Below are 24,642 nucleotides of genomic sequence, written 5' to 3'. Positions count from 1 at the left end.
TCGGCTCCGTCATGTGGCTCGGTGCGGCGCGTGCTGCTGCGAGTGCGCTGGTACGGGGTCCGGCAGGGCGTTGTCGACCACGTCGCGCAGTTGGGAGCGGGCGGTGATGCCGAGCTTGGGGAAGACGCGGTAGAGGTGGGAGCCGACCGTGCGGGGGGAGAGGAACAGCTTCTCCCCGATCTCGCGGTTCGTCAGGCCGCGGGCCGCGAGCCGGACGATCTGTTGCTGTTGCGGGGTGAGTCGGGTGAGCGCGCCGGGTGTGACGCCGTTCGCCTCGACGCCGGCGGCCCGGAGTTCCGCCTTCGCGCGTTCGATCCACGGGCGGGCGCCGAGCCGGCGGAACGTGTCGAGGGCCCCGGTCAGCAGCGGGCGGGCCTCCGCGATACGGCGTCGGCGGCGCAGCCATTCTCCGTAGTCCAGCCGGGTCTGTGCCCGTTCGAAGGGCCACTGCTCGCCCGTTTCGCCCGCCAGCGCCGCCCGGAAGTGCCGTTCGGCCTCCTCCGGTTCGGCGAGCAGGGCGCGGCTTCGTTCGACCAGCGCGGAGGCACGTGCCGACAGACCGGTGCCCAGGCGCCGTGCCGATCGCTCCAGTAGGACCGCGGCGGATTCGCGTTGGTCCCGGCGGACGGCCGCCGCGGCGAGTTCGGCCAGGACGGTGTGGGAGACGTGGTAGTGGACCGGGTCGCCGTCCTCGGTGAAGGTTGAGCGGAACTGCGCGTACGCGGTGTCGTAGTCTCCGTCGGCCACCGCGGCCAGGCCCAGGGCGCGGTGGGCGAAGACCGCGACGGAGCGGCTCTCCAAGGGATCGACGAGGGCCAGTGCCCGTTCGGCGTTCCGGCGTGCCTCGGCCAGGTCACCGAGCAGCGCCAGCACGGTCGCGTCGAGGGCCCGTGCGCACGCCTCGGCGTGAACCAGTCCGGCCTGCGAGGCCACCTCCGTGATCTCGGCGGCCACCGTGCGGGCCTCGGCCCAGCGGCCCTGCTCCAGATAGGCCCAGCCCGCGGCGCAGGCCAGACCGGCCGGCAGCGGACCGAGGGCCTGCCAGCGGCCGAACGCCTCGTCGAAGGTCCTGGTGGCCAGCGTGGTCCGGTCGAGGAGCCAGGCCGCGACGGCGAGGGCGGTCAGGGATCCGGCGTCGTCCCCGGCCGCGGCGATCAGCCGGGGCAGCGCCGGTCCCAGGGACGCTCCCGCGCCGGTGGGATCGGAGACGGCCAGGGTCCAGGCGCGCAGCGCACCACCCGCGGGGGAGTCCGGCACCTGGGAGAGCAGCGCCTCGATGCGCTGCCGCTGGGACTCCTCGCCCGAGTAGTAGCGGACCACCGCCGCCGCGGCGAGGGCGTCCAGCAGGTGGGGCGCCCGGGCGTCCGCCGCCTCCCCGGCGATGCGCGACAACAGCGCGAAGGCGGCCGTGTGGTGCGCCCCCACGGTCATGAGCTGCCCCGTCGCCAGCGCGGCCCGGCTGAGCAGCGCCGGGTCGTCGGTGCGCTTGCGCACCTCGGCGGCCAGGTGCTCCACCCAGCCGAGCTGGCCGGTGAGGACGGCCGTGCCCGCGGCGTCGGCCAGCAGCCGCGCCTGGTCCGCGCGGCGCGGGCTGAGGCGCGCGGCGCGCTCCAAGGCGGCGGCCGCGGCCGCGTGGCCGCCCCGGCGCCGGGCCCGGCCGGCGGTTTCCAGGAGGGCCGCCGACACCTGCGCGTCGGGCCGCACGGTCGCGGCGGCGAGGTGCCAGGCGCGCCGGTCGGGCTCCTCGCCCAGCAGCCGGGCCAGGGCCAGGTGGGCACGTCTGCGCTCCTCGAAGGGCGCGGCGTGGTAGACCGCCGAGCGGACGAGCGGGTGGCGGAAGACGACCCCGCCGCTGTCCCGTCGTACGAGACCGGCCCGTTCGGCGGGCACCCACACCGTGTCGGGCGCCTCGGGCAGGCCTCGTGCGGCCGCCGGGGCGTCCGCCGCGTCGGTGGCGGCGAGCAGCAGCAGGGCGCGGCGGGTGGTGTCGGGCAGGTGCCGCAGGTGCCGCGCGAAGATCCCTTCCAGCCGGTCGGTGACGGGCAGCGGGCCCTCCCGCCCGGCGTCCCCCGGCTGTCCGCTCGCGGCGGCGCGGGCCAGCTCGACCAGGGCCAGCGGGTTGCCCGCCGCCTCCTGGAGGATCCGGGCCCGGATGCGGCCGGTGGGCGGTCCCGGCTGCTCGTCGAGCAGTCGGTTCGCCGCCTCCCCGCTCAGGGGACCGACCACCAGGTGCTCGTGCTCCTTGTCGAATCCGGGCAGCGCGGCGTCGGCGCGCACGCCCATCAGCAGCGTCACGGGTTCGCTGTCCATGCGCCGGGCCACGAAGGAGAGAGCGTCCAGTGACGCACGGTCGATCCACTGGGCGTCGTCGACCACCACCAGCAGCGGCGCCGGTTCCGCGAGATCCGACACCAGGGTCAGCACCGCCAGGCCGACGAGCAGTGCGTCGGGAGGCGCGGCACGGTCGGCCAGACCCAGCGCGGCCCGGAGCGAGGAACGCTGCCGTGCGGGCAGTGCGTCCAGGTCGCCGAGGACCGGGCGGAGCAACTGGTGCAGACCGGCGAAGGCGAGATGCTGCTCGGACTCGCTGCCCACCGCTCGCAGCACCCGGTGGCCGGCACCGCGCGTCCGCCGTACGGCGAGGTCGAGCAGGGTGCTCTTGCCGACACCCGGTTCGCCCTCGACGACCAGCACCGCGCTGCGGGTCCGGTCGGCGGCGACGCGCTGCATGAGGTCCGCGGTCTCGGTTTCCCGGCCCACCACGGTCGGACCGAGGTCCTCGGCCGGATACCGGGCCGCTCGAGCGCTTCCACCGTTCGCCACAGATGCTCCAGAAACTGGGATTTCTCCGACAGTAGCGGGACGGTGCCGCGGCCGTGGGGCGGGGGCGGGGGCGGCGGTTCCGCCCGGCCCCGGTTCCACACGGCACGGGCCGGGCCGGCACGCCGGGCCGCCGCGGTCAGGTGCAGTCACGTGACGCATACCGCCGCCCCGGCACCGCGACGCACCCTTGCGGAAGAACTGATCGAACTGGAGCGCACCATGGACACCATCACCCTGGGCGACGTCACCGTGACCCGGGTCCGGGAGTACTACGGTCCCGTCGACCTGACGCCCGAGGCGTTCGTCCCGGACAGCCCGGCTCAGGCGTGGGACGCGCACCGTTCCTGGCTGGTGCCGGACTTCCTGGACGCCGAGACCCGTATCGTCAACACCGCGATCCAGACCTGGGTCCTGCGCAGCGAGGGCCGGACCATCCTGGTCGACACCGGCGTCGGCAACCACAAGGACCGGCCGTACGCACCGGTGTGGAGCCGCCTGGAGACCGACTTCCTGGGCAATCTCGCCCGCGCCGGGGTGCGCCCCGAGGACGTCGACATCGTGATCAACACCCACCTGCACGTCGACCACGTCGGCTGGAACACCTACCTCGACGGGCGGACCTGGGTCCCGACCTTCCCCAACGCCACCTACCTGATGGCCAAGGCGGACTTCGACTACTGGAACCCGGCCAACGAGATCAAGACCCTGCTCGGCCGCGGCAACCAGAACGTCTTCGAGGACAGCGTCGCCCCCGTGCACGAGGCCGGTCTCACCCTGCTGTGGGAGGACAGCCACCGGATTGACTCCCACCTGCGTCTCGACCTCGCCCCCGGCCACACCCCGGGCTCGTCGGTGCTGCGGCTGGAGTCCGGATCCGACCGGGCCCTGTTCGTCGGCGACCTGATGCACAGCCCGATCCAGATCCACGAACCCGACGCCAACAGCTGCTTCTGCGAGGACCCCGCCGAAGCCCGCGCCACCCGTCGCAAGCTCCTGGGTACGGCGGTCGACACCAACGCCCTCGTCTTCCCCGCCCACCTCGGTGGCCACGGCGCCGCCGAAGTCGTCCGTGCGGGGAGCAAGTTCGCCATCAAGGGCTGGGCGCCCTTCGCCAAGTACACCGAGGCCGAGCAGGCGTGATGCCAACGGAAGGCATGGCGAGACAGCCACGCGAGACGGACCAGTGACACGGACATGCGAGACGGACCAGTGACACGGACACGCGAGACCGACCAGTGAGAAAGACACGCGGCATGAACCAGCACCCCGGACCCGTCGTCACCACCGCGCAGGGCGCCGTCCGCGGCCTGCGCCAGGGCGACACCCGCACCTTCCTGAACATCCCGTACGCCGCCCCGCCCCGCGGCACGGGCAGGTTCGCCCCGCCGCAGCCGCACGAGCCGTGGGACGGCGTACGGGACGCCACCGTCCCGGGGCCCAACGCCCCGCAGTCCGCGCGCAGGCTCGGCGACATCGACATGACCCCCTACTTCGGCACCGGCTGGAGCCGCGGCGAGGACTACCTCACCGTCAACGTCTTCGCGCCCGCCGCCGGAGGCGACGCCCTGCCGGTCATGGTGTTCGTCCACGGCGGCGGTTTCGTCGCCGGATCGACGCGGGCCGCCCTGTACGACGGCACCGCGTTCGCCCGTGACGGTGTCGTCCTCGTCACCCTCAACTACCGGCTCGGGATGGCCGGGTTCCTCGACGTTCCCGGAGCGCCCGCCAACCGCGGTCTGCTCGACGTCGTCGCCGCGCTGCGCTGGGTCCGGGAGAACATCTCCGCCTTCGGCGGCGACCCGCGCAACGTCACCCTCTTCGGCCAGTCGGCCGGGGCGACCATCGTCGGCGGCGTCCTCGCCACCCCGGAGGCCGCCGGGCTGTTCCGCCGGGCGATCGTGCAGAGCGGCAGCGGCCTGGGCGCGTTCACGCCCGAGCAGGCCGCCCGTGTCACCCGCGCCGCGGCCGGGGTCCTGGGCATCGAGCCCCGCGTGGACGCCTTCGGCGGCATCCCGGACGAGCGGCTCGTCGAGGCGGCCGCCGAGCTGACGGGCATCGACCTGCGGACCGGGACCCACGGCGACCCGCTGATCGGCCTCAGCCCCTTCAGCCTGGTCCTGGACACCCAGCCCGCCGCTTCCGTCGCCGCCGGTCGCGCCGCCGACGTCGACCTGCTCGTCGGCACCAACGCCGAGGAGGGCAACCTCTACCTGGTCCCGGTGGGCACGTACGCCTCCTCGACCGCCGCCGACGTCGAGGAGGCCGCCGCACGCTCGCACCCCGATCCCGCGCGGCTCGTCGAGACCTACCGCGCGGCACGTCCCGGAGCGTCCTTCGCGGAACTGCGCTCCGCCATCATGGCCGACGCCCTGTTCGGCGCGGGCAGCCGCGCGCTGGCCGACGCCCACGCCGCCCACCCGCGGTCCGGCACCTATGCCTACGAGTTCGCCTGGCGCTCCCACGCCCTGGACGGAGAACTGGGCGCCACCCACGCGGTCGAACTGCCCTTCGTGTTCGACCTCGCGGACCGGCCGGAACTCCACGGCCCGGGCGCCCTGCTCGGCCCCGACGAGGCCCCCGCGGATCTCGCCGGCCGCGTCCACGAGACCTGGATCCGGTTCGCCCGGACCGGCGACCCCGGCTGGGACCCGTACGACACCGACCGCCGGGCCACCATGCGCATCGACGCCGAGTGGACGCGGGTCGACGACCCCCGCGGCCGGGAACGGCGGGCCTGGAGCTGAACGCGGCAGTTTTGCTTCCCGGGCAAAAAGGGGTCGTCGGACGCAGAACGAGGGCGCTAGCGTTCTTGGCTGTGGCTGTGGAGAATCCCAAGGATCTGGTGCGGCGCGGGTACGACGCGCTTTCGCTGCGTTACGACGAGGCGTACCGGTCCGATACGAAGTACCCGTCGTGGATCGCGAGCCTGAACGCGCGCCTCGTGGACGGCAGCAGGGTGCTGGACCTGGGCTGTGGCAGCGGAGTACCGGTCGCGCGTGACCTTGTGAGGGCGGGACACCACGTCACCGGCATCGACATCAGCGAGGTGCAGATCCGCCGGGCTCGGGAACTCGTGCCCGACGCCGACTTCATCACGGCAGACGCCACGGCGGTGGACTTCCCGGACGGTTCCTTCGATGCCGTGGTGTCCCTCTATGCCCTGATCCATATCCCGCTGGAGGAACAGCCTCCGTTGCTGGAGAGGATTGCGTCGTGGCTGCGGCCTGGTGGCTGGTTTCTCTGCAGCACCGGTCAGCACGAGTGGACCGGCACGGACGAGAACTGGCTGGACAGCGGTGTCGCCATGTGGTGGAGCCACGCGGATGCCGACACCAACCGAGCCTGGCTCACCCGGTCGGGCCTGACGGTCGAGCAGGAGGAATTCGTCCCCGAGGGGAACGGCGGGCATGCGCTGTTCTGGGCGCGACGTCCGCTGTGACGGTGTGCCCCAGCGCGCACTCCGCCGCCGCCAGCACCGTACGGGTCTGGAGTTCCACCTGGGCGTGCACGGGGACCGGGCGCAGGCGTAGGGACTGCTCGAAGTCCGTGCACCAGGTGGTGAAGAGGCCGTCGAGTTCGTGGTGGAGGGCGGCGGACGCCGGGTCGTCGGCCGCGTCCAGGAGGCGTAGCAGGAGCCCCGCCGCGCGCAGCGGCTGTCGGCGGGCGACGACCTCCAGGGCGCTGATTCCGGCCGTCGTTAGCGCGGGGGAGCCGGGGGCCGAGTGTGCCTGGTCGGCGAGGGGTTGCCAGGCGTCGGCGACCAGGTCGTACAGGTCGTCGGCCATCCACTCCAGTACGCGTCTGGGCGGGCTGTGCTCGGCCGGGGGCAGGAAGCCGCGGGCCTTGTCGAAGACGGCGGTGACCTGACGGCCGCCTTCGCGTACCAGCGCGGACAGGTCGCGCAGGGCACGGGCGGGGTCCGGGTGCGGGGTCCGGTCGTCGGCCGGGGCGGTGGCCCACAGGGGGACCTCGACGATCGCCGTGACGCCGCCGTACCGCTGGGGTGCGCACCAGGTGGACAGGGCGATGTTCTCGGAGCCGGCCGCCAGGCGGGCGGTGCTGTCCGGCGGCGGCAGGACGTGGACGCCGGGGGCCGGGTTCTCCCAGTAGAGGGCGTCGTACGTGCCGTGCTGGACCGGGATGTCCAGGGCCGAGGCGGACGTCGCGTAGGGGGTGGCGAGGCCGGGGAGGTCGCCGGTCAGCTGGACCCAGGTGCCGCCCGCGTCGACATTGTGCAGGGAGCACTGGAGGACCGGGCGGAGCTCGTCGATCACCGCGAACAGGGCGCGGCTCTCGGGCAGTCGGCGTCCGACGATCGGTGCCCACTCCGGCTGCTCCGCCGCGACCGGGCGGAAGGCGGCTCGGTAGTAGCGGGCCAGGGCGGGGTCGGGGCCGGCCGTGGCCGCCTCGATGCCCTCGCTGAGCGCGGCGCCGTCCGGGTCGAGGCACAGGACGATGTCCCAGGTGACGGTGTCGGGGTCGGTCGCCGGGGAGTGCCGGTCGCCGGCCGCGGCCCGCTCCGCCAGTGCCAGCGCCGTCGCGCCGCCCACCGGTTCGTCCGGGTGCGGCCGGGCCACCACCAGGACGTGGCGCGGCCCGTGCCCCACCGACAGCATCGGGATCGGCCGTCCCGCCCGGGACGTGCCGATACGGCGCAGGCGGCAGGCCCCGGGGAACCGGAAGACCAGCCGCCGCGCCGCCTCGGTGACTTCCGCGACCGTGGGGTAGCGGTGCATCGGGCGCGTCCGGTCAGGAGCCGCCGTTGCCGCCGCTGTCGCCGGTGGTCTCCTTCTTGTCCAGCGGACGGATCTCGATCTTGTTCGCCATGTCGTCTCCTTCCGGTGGTGACCCTGGTGATGACCGATGTGCCGATGTGCCGTCGTGCCGCTGGGCGGTCGTGCTGTGGCCTGAGGGGCACGTTGTGCTCTTGTCAGCGTTCGCTCGCCCGGTCACTGTTGTCAATGTCCGTTGTGGGGCGCGTAGGTGGGGATGGCGAGGTTGGCGCGAAAATGACGGTGCACGCGATGCGGCGGCCCCGGATCAAACCGGAGCACCGCGCCTACCGGACCGTGGACGGTCACGTGCGGATCGGCAGTGTGGTCCACGGCATCGGAGCCGAGGTGCGGGACGCCGACGGCTGGGTCTGGTCCCTGGTGCAGGCCATGGACGGGACGCGGAGTGCCACGGACGTCGTCGCGGAGGTGTCCCGACGCCATCCGGAACTGCGGCTGCCGGAGCCGGACATCGCCCAGGCGATGACGGACCTCACCGACGCCGGGTACGTCGAGGACGCCGGCGCCGAGCCGCCCGCGGAACTGTCCGAGCGGGAACGCGAGAGGTACAGCAGGGGCATGACCCTGCTGCGCTGGATGGACCTGCGGCCCAGGAGCAGCGCCTGGGAGCCGCAACTGCTGCTGCGCAGGGCACGGGTCCTGCTGATCGGGGTCGGCGGCACCGGCTCGGCCGCCGCCCGGGACCTGGTGGCGTCCGGCGTGGGGCGGCTGCACTGCGTCGAACCGGACGTGGTCGAACTGTCCAACCTCAACCGGCAGACGCTCTTCCGCGAGGACGACCTCGGCAAGCCGAAGCTCGACGCGGCGCTCACCGCCCTGCGCGCGCTGAATCCGGACACCGAGGTCACCGGCGAGCGGCGCGAGGTGCGCGGCCCGGCGGACCTCGAAGACCTGCTGACCGGCGCCAACAGCGGAAGCCCCGACGGCCCCGCTCGCGCGCCCGGTTACGACGCGCTGCTGCTCGCCGCCGACCGTCCCGCCGCGATCCGCAGGTGGGCCAACCAGGTCTGCCTGTCCACGGGCACGCCGTGGGCCGAGGCGGGCTACCGCGGGCCGCTGGTCAGCGTCGGCGTCTTCACGCCCGGCCGGGGCGCGTGCTGGCAGTGCCTGCGCGACGCCGAGGTCGAACGGCGCGACCTGCGGCTCGGCCCCGGCCAGGACGAGGACGCGGCCTCGCCCCGCATGCCGTGGAACCCGGCCAACGCCGTGACCGCCGGCCTGTCGGGCGGGCTGCTGGCCCACGCCGCCCTGATGCTCCTGTGCGGCGTACCGCCCGTCGAACCCGGATGCCGGTTCGGCCTCAACCTCATGATGCCGGGCGACCCCGTCATGCAGCGCGCACGGCGGCGCCCCGACTGCCCGGCCTGCCGCCGGGCGGAGCCCGTCCCGGTATCGGACCCGGTTCCGGACCCGGTACCGGCCGCGCGTTCCGGCTCCGGCGACCGGGACCCGTCGTGACGGACACCGCCGCCGACGTCCCTCCCCGGATCGGGCCGACGACCCGCGTCGTCCTGCACGACCTGGCGGTACGACCGGACCGCGACGAGTGGATCGTGGGCCGCATGGCCACCCGGACCTTCGTCGCCCTCCCGGCGGCCGGGGCACGCGCGGTGGAACTCCTGCGCGCGGGGCGGAGCGTGGCACGCACCGAAGAGACGCTGCGTGCCGAGACCGGGGAGGAGTTCGACATCGCGGACTTCGTCGGGGACCTGGCCGCGCTGGGCTTCGTGGCGCGGATCGGCGACCGCCCGGTCCCGGATGCCGAACCGCCCCGGGCGTCCCTGCCGTGGCTGCGCCCCCGCCACGTCCGCCTCGCCCTGCACCCGGTGCTTCCGCTGCTCGTCGGAGCACTGCTCGCGGCCGCCCTCGCCGTGCTGGTGCGCCGTCCCGACCTGCTGCCCGGCTACCGCGACCTGTTGTGGAGCCGCCACGGCAGCGTGGTGCTCCTGAGCGGGGCTGCGGCCGGGTGGGCGCTGCTGCTGGCCCACGAACTGGCACACCTGGTCACCGCCCGGGCGGCGGGTGTGCCGGGGAAGATGCGGCTGGGCACCCGGCTGCAGTTCCTCGTCATGCAGACCGACATCAGCGGCATCGAACTCGCGCCCCGCCGCCACCGGCTGACGGCCTATCTGGCCGGTATCGCCCTCAACCTGTCCGTCGCGTCCTCCCTCGTCCTGGTCCTCGCCGCGACGGAGACCGGGACGACGGCCCACCGCCTGCTGGCCGCGGCCCTGCTCCTCGCCCTGCTGCCGCTGCCCTTCCAGTGCATGGTCTTCACCCGCACCGACCTGTACTTCGTCCTCCAGGACCTCACCGGCTGCCGTGACCTGTACGGGGACGGTCTGGCGTACGCGCGGTACAGGTTCCGGCGCGCCGTGCGGCCGGTGCGGCGTGGCCCGCGTACCGAGGCGGCACGGGAGGACCCCAGTACCCGGCTGCCCGCGCACGAGCGGCGGGCCGTCCGGATCTACAGCGTCGTCCTCGTGGTCGGCACGGCGGCCTGTCTGACGTTCATGGCCGCGGTCACCCTGCCCGTCGACCTCGCCCTCCTCGTCCGCGCCGTGCGCGGCCTGGGGCCGGAACACGGCCTGGCCGGCAACGCCGACGCGGTGACGGTGCTGGTGGTCCTGGGCGGCGTCAACGTCCTCTGGCTGGTCACCTGGTGGCGCAACCGCCGCTCACGCCGGTCCGCGAGCGCGGGCTGAACGAGGGCCACGGCACGGGGCCGTGCGGGTCAGCGTCCCGTCGTGCCGTCGATCAGCTCGCGGAGGATGTCCGCGTGACCGGCGTGGCGACCGGTCTCCTCGATCATGTGGGTGAGGGCCCAGCGGACGCTCGGGGCGGGGCGGCCCGGACGGGGCCCGGGGAGCGGTGCGCCGAGGTCGGTGCAGGTGTCGAGGACGCGGTTCGCAGCGTCGACGGCCTCGCGGTAGCGAGCGACGACCTCGGCCACGCCGTCCTGCGGCGCGGCGCGGAACGTCGCCGGCCAGCTCCGCACCTCCTCCCCGAGGAAGACGGCTCGTTCGACGTGGGTCAGGTGGTTGAGCAGCCCGAGCAGGTTGGTGCCGGACGGCACCGCGGCCGTGCGGACCTGTGGCTCCGGGGCACCCTCGACCTTGCCGGCGAGCGAGGTCCGCACGTAGTCGAGGAATCCGCGCAGGGTCCCGGCCTCACTGTCTCCGGTGCGGGGCGGCGGGGTGTCCCGACGGCGGGTGGGGGACATGGTGGCCTCCTTGCGGGCGTGCGCCCTCAGCTCGCGCGCCGGACGAGCAGGACGTGGTCGACGACCTCGGCGGTACGCCCGTCCGGGCCGGTCGCGGTCCGGCGCGCGGCCTCGGCCCGTTCGACCCGCCACGTCGCCGGGTCGAGGGCGAGGCCTGCCGCCACCTCCCCGGGGGCCGGGTACCGGACCTCGGGGTCCTGGTCCCACGACCACGGCGCGGTCGAGCCGTGGTCGACGACCAGCAGCCGCCCGTCCGGTCGCAGCGCGTGCGCGGCCGTACGCAGCACCGCCGCCCGGTCCAGGTCGAAGGGCGTGTGGAGGTAGTGCGCGCAGACCAGGTCGAACCGGCCCTCGGGGAACGACGCGCGCAGATCGAGCCGTACGGCGTCCACCCGGTCGCCGAGGCCGTGGGCGCGGGCGTGCCCCGCGAGCCGGCCGGCCGCCACGCCGGAGACGTCCACGGCCGTGACCCGCCAGCCCCGCCGGGCGAGCCACAGCGCGTCGCCGCCGCTGCCGGACCCCAGGTCCAGCGCGTCGCCTGGAGACAGGTCGGAGACCGTCTCGACGAGACGGACGTTCGGCCGCGGGGCGTCGGACGCCGGTCGGGCCGCGTACACGCCGTCCCAGAACGTGACCGCGTCGGTGGCGCTCATCGGAACTCCTTCGGTCGGGCTCGGCCGGCCGGCCGAGCGCAACGGATGCGGCCAGTCTCGGCAGCGGCCGCACGGTCCGGCACGGAATCTTGCCGTTGTGGCAAGGTGGCCCGATGGACGCCGCAACGGACGACGTGGACGACGTACTCGGCGCCGTGGGCCCCCGTCTGCGCGCGCTGCGCCGCGAGCGCGGCATCACCCTCGCCCGCCTCTCGGCGGCGACCGGGGTGTCGGAGAGCACCCTGTCCCGGCTGGAGAGCGGACGGCGCAGGGCGACCCTGGAACTGCTGCTGCCGCTCGCCCGGATCTACGGCGTCCCCCTGGACGACCTCGTCGGCGCCCCGCGCACGGGCGACCCGCGCATCCACCTGAAGCCGGTCAAGCGCTTCGGGATGGTCTTCGTACCGCTCTCCCGGCGACCGGGCGGCACCCAGGCCTTCAAGATGATCATCCCGAGCCGTCCCGCACCGCTCGAACCGACCCCGCAGACCCACGAGGGCTCCGAGTGGCTGTACGTGCTCAGCGGCCGGCTGCGGCTGCTGGTCGGCGAGCGCGACCTGACGCTGACCCCCGGTGAGGCGGCCGAGTTCGACACGTCCCTGCCGCACTGGCTGGGCAGCGCCGACGGCGGCGCGGTGGAACTGCTCGTGCTGTTCGGTCTGCAAGGAGTGCGCGCACACGTGCGCGACCGTGGCGACTGACGGCCCGTTCAGCCCCCGGCCGCCGCCCGGCGGCAGGCTTCGGCGTAGTCCCGGACCGGTGCCCGGCCCTCGTCCTCACGGCGCCGGGCCAGCGCGTAACGGCTGGGCGTCAGGCCGCGTACCGGGCGGGTGGTGACGCCGCCCGGGGTGACCGGCGGGGCGTTGCGGCACACCCGGCGCGGGGGGAGCCGGCGGGTCGCCCTGGAGGTGCTGTGGTTCGGTGCCGGGGCCGCCGCTCTGGCCGCGTCCGGGAGAGCGGGCCGGGCGGTGGCCTTCGGAGGTGTCCACCTGGTCAACGCGGCGCTCGGACCGCTGTGGAAGCAGTGACGGCGCCCGGCACGACCGCGCCCGGTACGACCGCGCCTTGCAAGTCCGCGCCCGGCACGACCGCGCCCTGCAAGTCCGCGTCCGTGCCCCGCCCTCCCTTCCGGCCGCGCTTACGATGCGCGAGGCCGCATCCGCCGCCGCACCACCCTCGTGAACAGGAGCAGGGCACCCGTGTCGATACCGCCTCCGCCGGGTCCGCAAGGGCCGTACCCCCAGGGCCCGTACGTCCCGCAGTGGGGTCATCCGCTCGGGCCGTACCCCCGGCCGGCCCCCGTGAACGGGTTCGCCGTCGCCGCGTTCGTGCTCGGGGTCCTGTGCTTCGTGCCGGCGGTCGGGCTCGTGCTGGGACTGATCGCGCTGGCCGGGATCCGCAAGCGCGGCGAACGGGGCAAGGGATTCGCGGTGGCCGGCTGTGTGCTGTCCTCCGTCGGGCTGGCCCTGTGGGTGCTCACGCTCTCCACGGGCGCCGCCGCCGACTTCTGGGACGGCTTCCGCGACGCCGCACGCGGCGAGGGGACCGCCTACTCCCTCGAGAAGGGCCAGTGCTTCACCACGCCGGGCGGCTCCCTCGAGGGGGTGACGTACGACGTCGACGTGGTGCCCTGTCAAGGCCCGCACGACGGCGAGGTGTTCGCCGTGTTCGACATGCCGGGCAGCGGCTCCTACCCGGGCGACCACGCGGTCACCACGGCGGCCGACGCGCGCTGCTACGGCCTGGTGGGCGGGTACGCCATGGACACCTGGGCCCTGCCCGCCGACGTCGACGTGTACTACCTGACGCCGACCGCGCGCAGCTGGCGGTCGGGCGACCGGGAGGTCACCTGCCTGTTCGGCAGCACGGACGAGGGGGCGAGCCTGACGGGTTCGCTGCGCAGCGACGGCACGACGCTCGACGCACACCAGCTCGCGTACCTGGAGGCGGCCCGGGTCCTGGACGGGGCCCTGCAGTCGACGCCGGAGAACGAGTACTTCGAGGACGACCCGGTCGCGCAGCAGGCCTGGGCGGGCCGGGTGGAGAACGCGCTGACCGAGGAGATCGGGATGCTGGGCGCGCACACCTGGCCGTCCGCGAGCGAGCGGCAGGTCACCGAGCTGGTCGCCGACCTGGAGGCGGCACGCGAGGAGTTCGGCGCGGCGGAGGTGACCCCCGACGCCGACGCGTTCTACGAGCACCTCTACCAGGGCTACGCGCTCATCGACGGCGACACCACGGTGACCGCCCGCGAGTCCCTCGGCCTCGACTCCACGCCGCCGGAGTACGGGGAGCCCGGTGACGGCGGAGGAGAGAGCCCCGGCAAGGAGGTGTGACGGCGGCCATAGCGGGGAGAAAGTGCCTGCGTAAAGCCCCCGGGCAGCACAAGTCATCACTTCGAGTGATTCTCTGGCCTTTGCTTGCCCGGCCGAACCTACGGTTGCCACGCTGTTGCTGTCTGTACAACCTGATGGGAGCGGCCAGTGACATTCGGTGAGCAGCCGGCGTACCTGCGTGTCGCGGGTGATCTCCGCAAGAAGATCGCCGACGGCCTGCTGCCGCCCCATACGCGCCTCCCGTCGCAGGCGCGGATCCGCGAGGAGTACGGCGTCTCGGACACCGTCGCCCTGGAGGCCCGCAAGGTGCTGATGGCCGAGGGCCTCGTCGAGGGACGCTCCGGCTCCGGCACCTATGTGCGCGAGCGGCCCGTCCCGAGGCGCGTCGCCCGCTCCGGGTACCGGCCCGCCGGTGGCGCCACACCCTTCAGGCAGGAGCAGGCCGACGCCGACGCGCGCGGCACCTGGGAGTCGCGCAGCGAGCAGGCCGAGGCGAGCGGCGCCGTGGCCGAGCGGCTCGGCATCAAGCCCGGTGACCGGGTGATGTGCACCCGGTACGTCTTCCGGGAGGCCGGTGAGGCCGTCATGCTCTCCACCTCCTGGGAGCCGCTGGACCTGACCGGGCGCACGCCGGTGATGCTGCCCGAGGAGGGGCCGCTCGGCGGCATGGGCGTCGTGGAGCGGATGGCCGCCATCGACGTCGTCGTCGACAACGTCACCGAGGAGGTCGGCGCCCGCCCCGGCCTCGCCGAGGAGCTGCTCGCGCTGGGCGGCGTACCGGGACACGTGGTGCTGGTCGTCCAGCGCACGTTCTACGCCTCGGGGCGCGCGGTGGAGACCGCTGACGTGGTCGTCCCGGCCGACCGGTACCGGGTGGCCTACCACCTGCCCGTCAGGTAGTTCATCAAGTCGCGCACCACCTGGGGGAGTTCGCCGCCCCGCTGTGTGAGATGGCGCACGCCCGTCGTGCGCCTCCCGCGCCTCTTTCCTCCGGACGCACATCCGTTCGCACGCCCGTCGCCTCTCAGGTGCCCTCCGCACGGCGCCGGAATCCGGCCGTTCCCGCAGGTCGCTCGGCCCGACCCCGGCATGCCTGTGACCGGAGGCATCGGCGTGCGGAGACGGCGCGTTCCGCATCGTGCGCCCCCTGCGTTTCTGGCTGGTTGCGTACCTCTTTGTGCAAAGTCGTATTCGCTCCGTGAAGGTTGGGCGTAGGCTCGGGCATATGCGGATTGCGGTTTCCTTGGCGGGCGGGGCGCGGCGGATGCCGTGGACGGCGGGAACGGGAGGCGGAGGGGCGCCATGAACGACAGCGGGGTCACTCTTCCCTGGCTGGTCTTCCGGCAGGACGACAACGGCAATCGCTACCGCGTGGGCAGGTACGCGACCCGGGCCGAGGCCCAGAAGATCGCGGACACCCTCGACGGTCGCGGACACAAGCAGCTCTACTGGATCGAAAGGCTCGGTGCGGCGGGCACGGGCACGGCGGACTGATCCACCGGGGCCCGTCGGCCGGTCAGGCCGTAGGCTCCGGCGCATGACGGAACGGATCGTGGTGGGCGCCGCCCTGGTCGACGGCGGGCGCCTGCTCGCCGCACGCCGCAGCGCACCCGCCGAACTGGCCGGACGGTGGGAGCTGCCCGGCGGCAAGGTCGAGGCCGGTGAGACGCCCGAGGCGGCGCTCGTGCGGGAACTGCGCGAGGAACTCGGGGTGGCGGCCGAGACCGGTGAGCGCGTCCCGGGACAGTGGCCCCTCAGGGCGCCGTTCGTCCTCCAGGTGTGGACCGCCCGCCTGCTCCCCTCATCCGCCGCCCCCGAACCCCTCGAGGACCACGACGCCCTGCGCTGGCTGACCCCCGCACAGGTCTGGGACGTGCCGTGGCTCGAGCAGGACGTGCCGGCCGTCGAGCGGGTGCTCGCACACCTGCGACTCCAGACGAGGGGCGCGACGCGCGGTACCGGGCCCGGATAAGGGGTATGTGCCCATTAACCCCATGAAAAGGGACACCGGTGGGGGTCGTCGGCCGGGGAAGTGATCGGCGTGAGCGACAACGAGGGTGACTGCGCCGAGTGGGTCTTCCCCGCGGCACCGGACGCCGTGCGGACCGCCCGCTCCCTGGTCCGGCACACCCTGCGCGAGTGGGAACTCGACAGCGTCGTGGACGTCGCCGCCCTGCTCGTCAGCGAGCTGGTCACCAACGCCCTGCGGCACGCCACCGGGCCCATCGGCGTCCGCGTGGTGCGCGGGCCCGCCGGAGCCGCCGGGGTCCTGCTGGTGGAGGTGTCCGACCCGCTGCCCGACCCGCCCCGCGAGCGCGTCGCCCGCCCCGACGACGAGGACGGCCGGGGTCTGCAGCTGGTGGCCTCCGCCACGCGGCGCTGGGGCACCCGCCCCGGTGAGGCGGGCAAGACGGTGTGGTTCGAACTCGCCCTGCCGCACTGACGCCACGGTTTCGTGACACACCGTGGCCGTCGTCTCGGTCGATGTCCGAAATGACCCCGTTCCTCCCAACGCTCGGACCGTCAAGCGGTTCAGGCCACTGGCAGTTTGGAACTGCGTGATTCGATGCCGTGTCCGCTGGTTAGAAGACTGGAAGTGTTGTCACGGTCCGGACCGAAAACCATCGGGACCGTGCTGTGATCGTGAACACCGTGTCGTGCGGCGCCGTAGTGCTGGATACTGCGGGCAGCCGCCTCCGGTGACCGGTGCCGGACGCGGTGAGCTGGAGGGGACGGTTCGCGTGAGCGAGATACCAGCGAGGGCCGAGACGCCCACGGAGTCCACGGAGCCCGAGGGCCCGTCGTACCAGGCGCCACTCGGTGACGCGGTGTGGCAGAGCAGCCCGCCCGGCTCCATCTACGACTACATCAAGGTCGCCTCCTTCTCCATCGGCCCCGACGGGCTCGTCGACCAGTGGAGCCTGCGCGCCGAACAACTGCTCGGCATCCGGGCGGAAGACGCCGTGGGCACCGACCCGATCGAGACCTTCATCGACCCCGACCTGCGCGAGCGCGGCCAGCGCAAGATGACCGAGATCCTCGACGGCCGGGAGTGGACCGGCGTGGTCCCCTTCCGGACGCCGGACGACATCCGGACACCCGGCGGTTCCCGGACGCCGGACGACGCGGCGGGGACGACCGGGCCGCGTGCGGGCGGCCGGCGCGGACAGCGAGGGCTGGCCGAGGTGTACGTCATGCCGACGCGCACCGAGGACGGGGAGAAGGCCGCCGTCTGCATCGTCGTCGACGTCCGCGTCCTGCGCAGCATCGAGACCGACCTCGCCGCCTCGCAGGCCATATTCGGCCAGTCTCCCTTCGGGTTCCTGCTGATCGACCCCGACCTGAGGGTGCGCCGCGCCAACCAGCGGTTCGCCTCCACCTTCGGCGGCACCCCCGACGACCACCGCGGCAAGGGCGTCCACGACTACCTGCCGCGCGCCGAGGCCGACCGGGTCTCCGCGACCCTGCGCCGGGTCCTGGAGACCGGCGAGTCCATCACGGACATGCACGTCACGGGCTTCGTGCCGGGCTCGGAGGAACACCGCCACTGGTCCGTCAACCTCTACCGCGTGCACAGCGGTTCCGGCCGGCCCATCGGCGTCGCCTGGCTCGGCACCGACATCACCGCACGCCGCCAGGCCGCCCGCGAGGCCGCGGCCGCCCGGCGCAACCTCGCCCTCCTCAACGAGGCCGGCGCCCGCATCGGCAACTCCCTCGACCTGGAGACCACCGCCCGCGAACTCCTCGACGTCGTCGTCCCCGGCTTCTGCGACCTGGCCACCGTCGACCTCTACCAGGGCCTGCTGGTGGGCGACGAGACCCCGCCCGGCCTCGCCGACGGCAGCGCGGAACTGCGCCGCGTCGCCTTCTCCAGCGCCGTGTCCGACGCCCCGTTCCTCGGCACGGGCGAACGCGTCAAACTCGGCGCCGTCCACCACTACCCGTTCAACTCGCCCTGCGCGGACGCCCTGCGCACCGCCCGGCCGCGCACCGTCCCCGCCGAGGACGGCGGCCTCGTGCAGTCCACACTCGCCGTGCCGATGGTGGCCCACGACACGGTCGTCGGACTCGTCCAGTTCGCCCGCACCAAGGGCAGCGAGCCGTTCGGCGACCGGGACCGCAACCTCGCCGTGGAACTGGCCGCGCGCGCCGCCGTCTGCATCGACAACGCCCGCCTCTACCGCCGCGAACACGAACGCGCGCTGATCCTGCAGCGCTCCCTGCTCCCGCCCGGCGATCCCGAGGCCTCCGGACTCGACATCGCCTGCCGCTACCTGCCCGGCAACGCGGCCACCGGCCGGGCCAGCGAGGTCGGCGGCGACTGGTTCGACGTGATCGAACTCCCCGGGCACCGCACCGCGCTGGTCGTCGGCGACGTCATGGGCCGCGGCCTGCGCGCCGCCGTCGCGATGGGCGAACTGCGCACCGCCGTACGCACCCTGGCCCAGCTCGACCTCGAACCGGCCGAGGTGCTCGGCCACCTGGACGAGATCGCCCGCGGCCTCGGCGCACCCGGAGGAGTCCAGCAGGCCACCCGCGCCGCCCGCCGCCCCCGCGAGGCCGACCTGTCCGAGGTCTACCTGGCGACCTGCGTGTACGCCGTCTACGACTCGGTGACCCGGCGCTGCACCTTCGCCAACGCCGGCCACCTGCCGCCGGTCCTGGTCGAGCCCGGCGAGTCCGCGCTGATGCTGGACGTGCCGCCCGGCCTGCCGCTCGGCGTCGGCGGAGAGCCCTTCGAGGAGGTGGAGGTCGAACTGCCCGAGGGCGCCCTGCTGGCCCTCTACACCGACGGCCTCGTCGAGAGCCGCGACCACCCCCTGGACGAGGGGCTCCAAGCCTTCGTGGGCGCCCTCACCGACCCCGCACAGCCCTTGGAGGACGTCTGCGACCAGGTCCTCAACACCCTCGACAGCCACCACGGCGAGGACGACATCGCCCTGCTGATGGCCCGCGTCCAGGGCCTGCCCGGCGACTCCGTCGGCGACTGGACCCTGCCGCGCGAGCCGCGCAGCGTCGGCCGCGCCCGTGAGTACGCCCGCGCCCAGCTGCTCGCCTGGGACATGGAGTCCCTGGTCGACACCACCGAACTCCTCGTCAGCGAACTGGTCACCAACGCGCTCCGCTACGGCGAGGGCGAGATCAGACTCCGCCTCCTCCTCGACCGCACCCTGGTCTGCGAGGTCTGGGACTCCGGCCTGGTCCAGCCGCGCCGGCGCCGGGCCCGCGACACCGACGAGGGCGGTCGCGGCCTGCAACTGGTCGGCCTGCTCAGCGCGGCCTGGGGCTCACGCCGTACGCCGCGCGGCAAGACGGTCTGGTTCGAGCTGCCCCTGCCGGGCGCCGACACCCAGCTCACCGACCCGGCGGAGGCCCTGCTGAGCCTGTTCTGACCCGGCCCGGAGTCGTCCGGGTACGGGTCCGCCGGGTGCGGCGCACATGCCCGTACCCGGCCAGCAGCAGGGCCGCCCCGGCCGTGACCAGGGGCGGCACCAGATCGGCGGAGATCATCCCCGCACACCCCTGACCGCAACCGGAACGCCGGTTCGAGTCGTCCCCGCAGGCAACACGCTCGCAGCGTATGCACGATTTCCGGCCGGTGCGAGCCGGGGCCGGACCACAGGGAGGGGACACCGTGGAGGGCACGGACCGCACAGACGCCGAACCGAAGCCCGATCCGACGACCGAGGCGACGGCCGCCGACGGCGATCAGCCCCCGCAAGGGCCACCCGCACGCGACAAGGAAAGCGGCACCGGCGGTGCGGGCGGGAAACCAGAGAAGAAGAAGCGGCTCCGCAGGACCCGCCGGACGGCCCTCACCGTCCTCCTCGTCCTGCTCCTCCCCCTCCTCACCGCCGAGACCGCCCTTCGCATCAACTACATGGGCGACCCGGCCGACGGCACCCACACCCGCGACCGCGACGCGATGTGGCTCGGCCACGCCTGGGTCGACGGCCGCAAGAAGGACGCGGACCTCACCGCGCTGGCCCGCAGCCTCAGGACCACCGGAATCCGCGACCTGTACGTCCACACCGGCCCGATGGAACACGACGGCACGTTGCCCGAGTCCCTCTACCCCAGGGCCCGCTGGCTGATCGACGGCGTGCACCGCGAGCTGCCCGGCGTCCGCGTCCAGGCCTTCCTCGGCGACGTCCTGGCCACCGAGGGCCCCGACGGCATGCGCCTGGACAAGGCCGCCACCCGCGCCGCCGTCGTCGACTCCGCCCGCCAGGTCCTGGACGTGGGCTACGACGGAGTCCACCTGGACCTGGAGCCGCTGCACTCGGGCGACCGGAACTACCTCTCCCTCCTGGACGACGTACGCGCCGTCACCCGTGCCCGCGACGCGCAACTCTCCGTGGCCGCCCACCAGATCGACCCGCTGCCGGCCCTCCACTCCGTCTTCGGGCTGTTCACCAAGCACCCCAAGTGGTGGTCGCAGGAGTTCTTCGGCCAGGTCGCCCGGCGCGTCGACCAGATCGCGGTGATGTCCTACGACACCGCACAGCCGCTGGAGGGCACCTACGGCGGTTACGTGGCCCAGCAGACCTCACTCGCCCTCGAGGTCACCCCGCCCACGACCCACCTGCTGATGGGCCTGCCCTTCTACCACGAGAGCAACTTCGACCACTGGGGCCACGCCGAGACCGTCGCCGCCGCCGTACGCGGCGTCCGCCTCGGACTGTCCCGGACCGACGCCGACCGCGAGCTCTTCGGCGTCGCCCCGTACATCGACTTCGCGGCCACGGACGCGAACTGGAAGGAGTACCGGGACGGCTGGGTGCGCTAAGCCCGGTCGGACCGGCGCCGTCCGATCTTCGACCCCAGCCACACCAACGGGTCGTACTTGCGGTCGACGGCCCGCTCCTTCAGGGGGATCAGCGCGTTGTCCGTGATCCTGATCCCCTCGGGACAGACCTCCGTGCAGCACTTGGTGATGTTGCAGTAGCCGAGGCCGTGGTCGTCCTGGGCGGTGCGCGACCGGTCCAGGCCGGTGTCGGCGGCGGCGTCGAGCGGGTGCATGTCCAGCTCGGCGACGCGCATGAGGAAGCGCGGGCCGGCGAAGGCGGGCTTGTTCTCCTCGTGGTCCCGCACGACATGGCAGGTGTCCTGGCACAGGAAGCACTCGATGCACTTGCGGAACTCCTGCGAGCGGTCCACGTCCTCCTGCATCATCCGGTACTCGCCCGGCCCCAGGTCGGCGGGCGGCACGAAGGCCGGGACCTCGCGTGCCTTGGTGTAGTTGAAGCCGACGTCCGTCACCAGGTCCCGGATCACCGGGAAGGCGCGCAGCGGAGTGACGGTGACCGTCTCCTCGCGGGTGAAGACGGACATGCGGGTCATGCACAGCAGTCGCGGCCGTCCGTTGATCTCCGCCGAACACGACCCGCACTTGCCCGCCTTGCAGTTCCAGCGCACCGCGAGGTCGGGGGCCTGGGTGGCCTGGAGGCGGTGGATGATGTCGAGGACCACCTCGCCCTCGTTCACCTCGACCGTGAAGTCCTCGAGGCCGCCGCCCTCCACGTCACCGCGCCACACCTTGAAGCGGGCCTCGTAGCCGCTCATTCGGACAGGCCCTCCAGTTCCTCGTCGGCGAGGTACTTCACCAGCTCCTCCTTCTCGAAGAGGGCGAGCAGGTCGGGCCGGATCGGCTCGGTGGTCTGCCGCTCCAGGGCGATCCGGCCGCGCTCCGGGTCCGTCGCCGCGAGCCCGCCCGACGGGTCGGCCAGCGAGCAGACCAGGTTGGCCGGGCGCCAGCGCCGGTCCATCGACGGATGGTCCTCGCGGGTGTGCCCGCCGCGCGACTCGGTGCGCTCCAGCGCGGCCCGCGCCACGCACTCGCTGACCAGCAGCATGTTGCGCAGGTCCAGGGCCAGGTGCCAGCCCGGGTTGAACTGCCGGTGCCCCTCCACCCCGGCCCGGCGGGCCCGCGTCCGCAGCTCCGCCAGCTTCTCCAGGGCCTGCTTCATCTCCGCCTCGCGGCGGATGATGCCGACCAGGTCGTTCATCGTCTGCTGGAGTTCCTGGTGGAGGGTGTACGGGTTCTCCGGCGGGCCGTCGGCGGGCTCGTGCGCCTCGGCGGAGAACGGCCGCAGCGCCTCCGCGGCGGCGGCGTCGACCTGCGCGTCGTCGACCCGGGCGCGCGTGCCCTCGTCCGTCTGCCCCGCCGCGTACTCGGCCGCGTACCGGCCCGCCCGGCGGCCGAACACCAGCAGGTCGGAGAGCGAGTTGCCGCCCAGCCGGTTGGAGCCGTGCATCCCGCCGGCCACCTCACCGGCCGCGAACAGCCCCGGCACTCCGCGGGCGGCGGCGGTGTCGGAGTCGACGGCGATCCCGCCCATCACGTAGTGGCAGGTGGGCCCGACCTCCATCGCCTCCGCCGTGATGTCCACGTCCGCCAGCTCCTTGAACTGGTGGTACATCGACGGCAGCCGGCGCCGGATCACGTCGGCGGACATCCGGGTCGACACGTCCAGGAAGACCCCGCCGTGCGGTGAACCGCGGCCCTCCTTCACCTCGGCGTTGATCGCGCGGGCGACCTCGTCGCGGGGGAGCAGCTCCGGAGGGCGGCGGTTGTGGTCCGGGTCGTCGTACCAGCGGTCGCCCTCCTCCTCCGACTCGGCGTACTTCTCCTTGAAGACGTCGGGGATGTAGTCGAACATGAACCGCTTGCCCTCGGAGTTGCGCAGCACCCCGCCGTCGCCGCGCACCGACTCGGTGACGAGGATGCCCTTGACCGAGGGCGGCCAGACCATGCCCGTCGGGTGGAACTGCACGAACTCCATGTTGAGCAGCGGCGCCCCGGCCAGCAGCGCCAGGGCGTGGCCGTCACCCGTGTACTCCCACGAGTTCGAGGTCACCTTGAACGACTTGCCGATGCCGCCCGTGGCGATCACCACCGAGGGTGCCTGGAGGACGAAGAAGCGGCCGCTCTCGCGCTCGTAGCCGAAGACCCCGGAGACCCTGCGGTCCTCCTTGAGCACGCGGGTGACCGTGCACTCCTGGAAGACCTTCAGCCGGGACTCGTGGTCCCCGGTCTCGCGGAAGTCCTCCTGCTGCAGCGAGACGATCTTCTGCTGGAGGGTGCGGATCAGCTCCAGGCCCGTGCGGTCGCCGACGTGGGCGAGGCGCGGGTACTCGTGGCCGCCGAAGTTGCGCTGCGAGATCCGGCCGTCCTTCGTACGGTCGAACAGCGCGCCCCAGGTCTCCAGCTCCCACACCCGCTGCGGGGCCTCCTGGGCGTGCAGCTCGGCCATCCGCCACTGGTTGAGGAACTTGCCGCCGCGCATGGTGTCGCGGAAGTGGACCTGCCAGTTGTCGCCGGAGTTGACGTTGCCCATGGAGGCGGCGATGCCGCCCTCGGCCATCACGGTGTGCGCCTTGCCGAACAGCGACTTGCAGATCACGGCCGTACGCGCGCCCCGCTCGCGGGCCTCGACGGCGGCGCGCAGCCCGGCGCCGCCCGCGCCCACCACGACGACGTCCCATTCCTGCCGGTCGACCACGGACATCAGAAGGCCTCACTCATCAGAAGAAGCGCGGATCGTCGAAGACACCGGACGCGACGAGGTACACGTAGAAGTCGGCGAGCGCCACGCTCACCAGTGACGCCCAGGCGAGCTGCATGTGCCGGGCGTTGAGCCGGCCGGCCAGCTGCCACATCCGGTAGCGCACGGGGTGCCGCGAGAAGTGCTTCAGCTTGCCGCCGACGATGTGCCGGCAGGAGTGGCAGGAGAGGGTGTACGCCCAGATCAGCACGATGTTGGCCAGGAACACCAGGGTGCCGAGCCCCATGTGCCCCCACGCGTAGTGCTCGTCGCGGAAGGCGAGCACGGTGTCGTAGGTGAGGATGCCCGCGACCAGGAGCGCCGCGTAGAAGAAGTACCGGTGGACGTTCTGCAGGATCAGCGGGAAGCGGGTCTCGCCGGTGTACTTCTTGTGCGGCTCGGCCACCGCGCAGGCGGGCGGGGACGCCCAGAAGCCCCGGTAGTAGGCCTTGCGGTAGTAGTAGCAGGTCAGGCGGAAGCCGAGCGGGAAGACCAGGATGACGATCGCGGGGGAGATGCCCCACCAGGTGCCGAAGAGTTCCCAGTTGGGCCCCGAGCGCATCGGCTCGCAGTTCTCCGCCAGGCAGGGGGAGTAGAAGGGCGAGACGTAGGGGGCCGCGTAGTAGTCCGCGCCCGCGAAGGCCCGCCAGGTCGAGTAGACGACGAAGGCCAGCAGGCCCGCCGCGGTGGCGGCCGGTGCCAGCCACCAGCGGTCGGTGCGCAGGTGCGGGGCGCGGATGGCGGCGCGCGTCGGGGTGTGCACGCCGCCACGCGTACGGGGGTCGGTGGCTGGGGGTTCCGTACCAGTGGCCACTGGGCGACTCCGGTCGGTCGGGTCGGGTTCAGGGGGCGCGGCGGTCGCGGGCGCCGAGGCCCTCGTCGTCCGAGTCCGTCCACAGCGAGCCGTCGTAGGGCGTGTCGGGGATCGGTACGAGGTCCGGACGCTTCGGCGCGTCCGGCGCGGCAGCCGCCGCCCGCAGCAGCGCGAGACTCTCGCGCAGGTGGTCGGCGTCGGTGCGGACCCGGCGGACTTCCAGGCCGCCGCTGCCCAGCTGCTGTTCCAGCCGGGTCACCGTCCGGGCCAGTTCGTCGAGGCTGCGCTGCACGGATGACAGATCGTCGTGCACGGACAAGACGTGACCTCACTTCCGTCGGACACGGCAGACAGTCGCCGGGCCGGGCTCGGGGGCGACGCGCATGCGCCTGAGAGTGTCGCGCGTCACACCGGTCGCTGGGAAGGGACGTGCACCGATTGGCCGGGGCGTG

General features: G+C 73.3%; 22 protein-coding genes and 1 pseudogene. 14 read left to right on the top strand and 9 right to left on the bottom strand.

What is annotated here, in order from left to right:
• Positions 1–9 precede the first annotated feature (9 nt).
• Positions 10–2,823, bottom strand: coding sequence for a helix-turn-helix transcriptional regulator (locus NI25_RS13805; protein WP_061442737.1), 2,814 nt, complete (start codon positions 2,821–2,823; stop codon positions 10–12).
• Between the two features lie 219 nt (positions 2,824–3,042).
• Here NI25_RS13805 and NI25_RS13800 point away from each other — a divergent pair, with 219 nt between their 5' ends.
• The 3 genes from NI25_RS13800 (at position 3,043) to NI25_RS13790 (ending at position 6,262) form a co-directional block, all read left to right on the top strand.
• Entirely contained in the window at positions 3,043–3,963 is a 921-nt protein-coding gene (locus tag NI25_RS13800; protein ID WP_061446913.1) for an MBL fold metallo-hydrolase, read from the top strand.
• Positions 3,964–4,076: 113 nt separating this feature from the next.
• Positions 4,077–5,567 carry a carboxylesterase/lipase family protein gene (locus tag NI25_RS13795; RefSeq protein ID WP_061442736.1) on the top strand — a complete coding sequence of 497 codons (1,491 nt, stop codon included), beginning with the start codon at positions 4,077–4,079 and terminating at the stop codon, positions 5,565–5,567.
• A gap of 77 nt (positions 5,568–5,644) precedes the next feature.
• Positions 5,645–6,262, top strand: coding sequence for a class I SAM-dependent methyltransferase (locus NI25_RS13790; RefSeq protein ID WP_228952047.1), 618 nt, complete (start codon positions 5,645–5,647; stop codon positions 6,260–6,262).
• Here NI25_RS13790 and NI25_RS13785 read toward each other — a convergent pair.
• On the bottom strand, positions 6,171–7,559 hold the full coding sequence (locus NI25_RS13785) for a M14 family zinc carboxypeptidase (RefSeq protein WP_078884615.1): 1,389 nt from the start codon (positions 7,557–7,559) through the stop codon (positions 6,171–6,173). The genes NI25_RS13790 and NI25_RS13785 overlap by 92 nt on opposite strands.
• 273 nt (positions 7,560–7,832) lie before the next feature.
• On the opposite strand from NI25_RS13785, the gene NI25_RS13780 reads away from it, so the two are divergent.
• Both NI25_RS13780 and NI25_RS13775 read left to right on the top strand, forming a co-directional pair.
• Positions 7,833–9,074, top strand: a complete 1,242-nt coding sequence (locus tag NI25_RS13780; protein WP_061442734.1) for a HesA/MoeB/ThiF family protein — start codon at positions 7,833–7,835, stop codon at positions 9,072–9,074.
• Positions 9,071–10,321 (top strand): hypothetical protein, encoded by a 1,251-nt coding sequence (locus tag NI25_RS13775; RefSeq protein ID WP_061442733.1) that lies wholly within the window; start codon positions 9,071–9,073, stop codon positions 10,319–10,321. The genes NI25_RS13780 and NI25_RS13775 overlap by 4 nt, the downstream gene beginning before the upstream one ends.
• A 29-nt stretch (positions 10,322–10,350) precedes the next feature.
• Here the strand turns inward: NI25_RS13775 and NI25_RS13770 are convergent, their stop codons facing one another.
• Entirely contained in the window at positions 10,351–10,839 is a 489-nt protein-coding gene (locus NI25_RS13770) for a DinB family protein (RefSeq protein WP_061442732.1), read from the bottom strand.
• 26 nt (positions 10,840–10,865) lie between these two features.
• On the bottom strand, positions 10,866–11,492 hold the full coding sequence (locus NI25_RS13765) for a class I SAM-dependent methyltransferase (RefSeq protein WP_061442731.1): 627 nt from the start codon (positions 11,490–11,492) through the stop codon (positions 10,866–10,868).
• 113 nt (positions 11,493–11,605) lie between these two features.
• Here NI25_RS13765 and NI25_RS13760 point away from each other — a divergent pair, with 113 nt between their 5' ends.
• Positions 11,606–12,193, top strand: a complete 588-nt coding sequence (locus NI25_RS13760) for a helix-turn-helix domain-containing protein (protein ID WP_061442730.1) — start codon at positions 11,606–11,608, stop codon at positions 12,191–12,193.
• Positions 12,194–12,201: 8 nt separating this feature from the next.
• Here NI25_RS13760 and NI25_RS40175 read toward each other — a convergent pair.
• Positions 12,202–12,357: pseudogene (locus NI25_RS40175) on the bottom strand (LysR family transcriptional regulator); the annotation flags it as partial.
• On the opposite strand from NI25_RS40175, the gene NI25_RS39080 reads away from it, so the two are divergent.
• The 8 genes from NI25_RS39080 to NI25_RS13725 all read left to right on the top strand — a co-directional run bounded on the left by NI25_RS39080 (position 12,326) and on the right by NI25_RS13725 (position 20,618).
• Positions 12,326–12,520, top strand: coding sequence for a hypothetical protein (locus tag NI25_RS39080; RefSeq protein WP_199560906.1), 195 nt, complete (start codon positions 12,326–12,328; stop codon positions 12,518–12,520). The pseudogene NI25_RS40175 and the gene NI25_RS39080 sit on opposite strands and share 32 nt — an antisense overlap.
• Positions 12,521–12,691: 171 nt before the next feature.
• The gene (locus NI25_RS13755) at positions 12,692–13,828 is read left to right on the top strand and encodes a DUF4190 domain-containing protein (RefSeq protein WP_061442729.1); all 1,137 of its coding nucleotides are present in this window, start codon (positions 12,692–12,694) and stop codon (positions 13,826–13,828) included.
• Between the two features lie 147 nt (positions 13,829–13,975).
• Entirely contained in the window at positions 13,976–14,728 is a 753-nt protein-coding gene (locus NI25_RS13750; protein WP_007444326.1) for a GntR family transcriptional regulator, read from the top strand.
• Positions 14,729–15,130: 402 nt separating this feature from the next.
• Entirely contained in the window at positions 15,131–15,322 is a 192-nt protein-coding gene (locus tag NI25_RS13745; RefSeq protein ID WP_061442728.1) for an SPOR domain-containing protein, read from the top strand.
• A gap of 43 nt (positions 15,323–15,365) precedes the next feature.
• Positions 15,366–15,800, top strand: a complete 435-nt coding sequence (locus NI25_RS13740) for a (deoxy)nucleoside triphosphate pyrophosphohydrolase (RefSeq protein ID WP_061442727.1) — start codon at positions 15,366–15,368, stop codon at positions 15,798–15,800.
• A 60-nt stretch (positions 15,801–15,860) separates the two neighbouring features.
• Positions 15,861–16,271, top strand: a complete 411-nt coding sequence (locus NI25_RS13735) for an ATP-binding protein (RefSeq protein WP_061442726.1) — start codon at positions 15,861–15,863, stop codon at positions 16,269–16,271.
• Between the two features lie 298 nt (positions 16,272–16,569).
• Positions 16,570–19,221, top strand: coding sequence for a SpoIIE family protein phosphatase (locus NI25_RS13730; RefSeq protein ID WP_061442725.1), 2,652 nt, complete (start codon positions 16,570–16,572; stop codon positions 19,219–19,221).
• A 242-nt stretch (positions 19,222–19,463) separates the two neighbouring features.
• Positions 19,464–20,618, top strand: coding sequence for a glycosyl hydrolase family 18 protein (locus tag NI25_RS13725; protein WP_061442724.1), 1,155 nt, complete (start codon positions 19,464–19,466; stop codon positions 20,616–20,618).
• Here NI25_RS13725 and NI25_RS13720 read toward each other — a convergent pair.
• From NI25_RS13720 to NI25_RS13705, 4 genes are read right to left on the bottom strand one after another with little or no spacing between them, the layout of a single operon-like run.
• The gene (locus tag NI25_RS13720) at positions 20,615–21,394 is read right to left on the bottom strand and encodes a succinate dehydrogenase/fumarate reductase iron-sulfur subunit (protein WP_061442723.1); all 780 of its coding nucleotides are present in this window, start codon (positions 21,392–21,394) and stop codon (positions 20,615–20,617) included. The two genes, NI25_RS13725 and NI25_RS13720, sit on opposite strands and share 4 nt — an antisense overlap.
• Entirely contained in the window at positions 21,391–23,340 is a 1,950-nt protein-coding gene (locus tag NI25_RS13715) for a fumarate reductase/succinate dehydrogenase flavoprotein subunit (RefSeq protein ID WP_061442722.1), read from the bottom strand. Before NI25_RS13715 ends, NI25_RS13720 begins: the two co-directional genes overlap by 4 nt.
• A 16-nt stretch (positions 23,341–23,356) precedes the next feature.
• Complete coding sequence (locus NI25_RS13710) at positions 23,357–24,190, bottom strand: hypothetical protein (protein WP_061442721.1); 834 nt, start codon at positions 24,188–24,190, stop codon at positions 23,357–23,359.
• 28 nt (positions 24,191–24,218) lie between these two features.
• Positions 24,219–24,509 (bottom strand): hypothetical protein, encoded by a 291-nt coding sequence (locus NI25_RS13705; protein WP_061442720.1) that lies wholly within the window; start codon positions 24,507–24,509, stop codon positions 24,219–24,221.
• Positions 24,510–24,642: the final 133 nt, after the last annotated feature.

It is taken from the genome of Streptomyces sp. CCM_MD2014 (assembly GCF_000772045.1).
Lineage (GTDB): Bacteria > Actinomycetota > Actinomycetes > Streptomycetales > Streptomycetaceae > Streptomyces > Streptomyces salinarius.
The sequence above is the reverse complement of the archived record's forward strand: the minus strand, read 5'-3'. Positions and strand labels throughout refer to the sequence as shown.